General features: G+C 66.4%; 4 protein-coding genes. All 4 read right to left on the bottom strand.

The window, feature by feature from the left end:
• The coding region (locus AC2VOR_RS00020) for a helix-turn-helix domain-containing protein (RefSeq protein WP_486962962.1) at positions 1 to 320 on the bottom strand (320 nt) is incomplete at its 3' end.
• Between the two features lie 466 nt (positions 321 to 786).
• On the bottom strand, positions 787 to 1,395 hold the full coding sequence (locus AC2VOR_RS00015) for a heme-binding beta-barrel domain-containing protein (RefSeq protein WP_369741415.1): 609 nt from the start codon (positions 1,393 to 1,395) through the stop codon (positions 787 to 789).
• Positions 1,396 to 1,729: 334 nt separating this feature from the next.
• Positions 1,730 to 2,152: a TlpA family protein disulfide reductase gene (locus tag AC2VOR_RS00010; RefSeq protein ID WP_369736871.1), complete on the bottom strand. Its 423-nt coding sequence runs from the start codon at positions 2,150 to 2,152 to the stop codon at positions 1,730 to 1,732.
• A gap of 10 nt (positions 2,153 to 2,162) precedes the next feature.
• Positions 2,163 to 2,870 (bottom strand): mannan chain length control protein LmeA (lmeA, locus tag AC2VOR_RS00005; RefSeq protein ID WP_486962961.1); only part of this gene is annotated, 708 nt, incomplete at its 5' end.

Genomic DNA, 2,870 nt, shown 5'->3' with positions numbered 1-2,870 from the left:
AGCTCGGCGATCATCGAACGGGTCCACAGCGCGAACCCGAACGACAATTGGCGCGGATCGCTGCCCACGATCAACTCATAGAGCCGCGAGACCTGCTGCGACCCAAGCTTGGGTGGGCGACCCGGAACCGGCTTGGCCACCAACGCGTCCTTGCCGCCGTCGCGCACCTTGGCCAGCCATCCATAGACCGTGTTCTTGTGGAACCCCATTGTCACGGCCACCTTTTCGGGGTGCTCACCCGCCTCGACCTGCTCCACCGCTCGCTTCCGCAGCGCTTCGAGCGTCTTGTGATCAAGCTTGCGGCCATCGTTATCGCGCACATCACCTATTCTCGACGAATATCGTTCGCCAGCAAAGGCTTTCCCCGGCGCGTCTCGACTTACTTACGAACTCCTTAGTATACGTCCCGATGGTGCCCGCTGACTTGTTGTCGGTCTGAAGTGCGAGCTTCCATGACGGGAGTGTTGCCACGAGCAAAGAGAGGTCCATAGCAGTTATTGTGACATGATGCGCTGTCCGTCGTTCGGGTTACCCGATAAGAGACTATTTGCGCAGCTCACTGCATATATGGCAAATCAGCTTGAGTCACGATAATTGATAGCTTCATGGACATGTGAGGTGGCTGCGCGCTAGCAGCGTTGGCTCGGCAGAGAAGAGCTGGTGGCCAATGCGCGCTGGCGAATTCCCCGCAGTCACCCGGCCCCCGAGCATCCGGTGTTGTCCAGCCAGGAGCTTTGCTCGGGGGCCGCTCCATGTCCGGACTCGGTGAGGTCCCGAAGCGCGGCGCTATCCGGCAAACCGCGACAGGCGCGCCGACAGATGCGGCACCAGCCCGCCGTCGGCGTCCACCCGTTCCTCGACGTAGGCCAAGTCGCCGCCCTCGACGATGCCGTAGAGCCGCTTGGCGCCACCGACGAGCACCCCGGACCGACTGCGTGCCAGGGCATCGGTCACCAATTCCCACGACGACTGGTTGCGCGGCCGCCCGTAGAACAGCTCGACATAACCGGCGGAATGAGCCAGCAGCAACTCGATGGCCTGCGACTCGCTGGGATCGTCGGGGTCGTTGACGAAGCGCCAGAACCCCGTCTCGCGCAATCCGCGTTCCTGGTAGGCGCCCGCCTCGCTGAGCCGCCAGGATCGGGCCTCCCAATTCAGGTAGTCGCCGCCGTCGTGCGAGACCACGATCTGCTGGCCGAACCGGTAGTCCCCGTCTTGCGCGCGGCCTTCGCCCTCCCCGCGCCACACACCGACCAGTGGCAGCAACGCCAGGAGTGCGTCGTTGAGGTTTGCGCCTTCCCGCAGGTTCGCGGTGTCGGCCGGAAGCGGCAGATCGTCGAACGCCGGGATGTTGCGCGCCGAGGTCACCTTGGCGCGTTCGGTAGCGGCCGCCATGGTGCGGTCGCCGAAGGCCGCACCGCCCGCGCCGTCAGCGTCGTCGTCAGAGGAGGTCACGACTCGTCAGTGATCAGCCGGTACAGCGTGTACAGCGCGAACCAGGAAATGACCACGACCGCCAGCACCAGCACAATCTCGAAGAACAGCACCACGCAGACGAGTCTATTCGCCGACGGCGCGGGCCGCGGCCCCTCCCGCCTCCCCTTCCCGCATCGGGGGTGAACCCTGGGCGGCGGCACGCCGAGGATGCGCGCCCTGTGTACACCCCGAAAGCCGTGAGATCACAGTCGGCGCCGACGGTGCGATCACGGCGCCGCCGACGGCCCGGCCGTCAGGCCAACAGCGGTTCCAGCGCGCAACGCAGATCGGAGGCCGTTGGCACGCCCGAGGTCCGGTATCTCTGTCGCCCTTCGGCGTCGAAGATCAACGTGGTGGGCAGCGACAGCACCGCGAAGCGGTGGGCGGCGGCCGGGTCGGCGTCCAGGTCGATCTCGAGGTGGGCGACGCCGCCCAGGTCGTCGCAAACCTGGCCGACCACCGTGCGAACCCGGTCGCACGGTCCGCACCACGGGGCGCTGAAGTGGACGACGGCCGGCCCATCGCGGGACAGACCCAGGTTGGCGAGGTCGACGGCCTCGTGCCGCGCCGAGCCCGGGCGGATCTGCCTGATCCGTCCCGCGCGCCGGGTCAGCAACCAGCCTGCCGGCGTGGCCACGACGGCCGCGGCCGCGATCGCGACGAGAACGGTGGTCACAGGCGCCGGGTCACGATTGCCTGAATTCTTCCAGGGTGATGGTCACTGAATAGCTGATGCCCTCGATGATGACGTCCGAACCGCGCGCCCCGACGGTTTGCGGCGCCACACCGAACGGCAGCCGCTGGCCGGGCAGCGTGGTGCTGAACGCGTGCAGCACCGCCTCGCGCTTGTCATCCGGAACCGGTTGATTCGCCGTGTCCGGTCCGGTGAGCACCCCGGTCGGCGTGAACACCAGGGTCGCCTGGTCGTCGGGGGCGATCGACAGATCGACCGAGACGCTGACCCGGTGATCGAAGCCGGCCGATTTCGGCGTGCCGGTGAACACCAGGCCGTGGCTGCCGGAGATACCGGATTCGGTGGTCCCACCGGTCGCATCGTTGGTTTCCCTGGGGGGCGCGTCGACCATCAGGTCGCTCATGCCCAGGTAGCGGCCCAGGTGCATGGAGTCGATGATGATGCGGCTCTCCAGCTCGCCCACGGGGAGCTTCGCATCGGGCCTGATCAGCCATGACGCGTAGGTCAGATCGATCGAGTGCATGGTGGCCTCGAGGGTGGCCTTGCCGGTCATCGCGTGGTCGACCGCGTTGGCCTTGATCTCAAGCTCGTTGTAATGCCGGTGCATCGCCTGGGGGATGAACGGGAAGGCCAGGATGGCCACGAACGGGTCCGAGCCCAGCTTGGCCACTTTGCGCACGGTCGTCGACAGCCGGTACTC

It is taken from the genome of Mycobacterium sp. TH-M103 (assembly GCF_057473785.1).
The sequence above is the reverse complement of the archived record's forward strand: the minus strand, read 5'-3'. Positions and strand labels throughout refer to the sequence as shown.

Bases quoted from the DNA above. Each gene is read 5' to 3' on its own strand.
- AC2VOR_RS00015 (WP_369741415.1), bottom strand. From the start codon at position 1,395: ATGGCGGCCGCTACCGAACGCGCCAAGGTGACCTCGGCGCGCAACATC.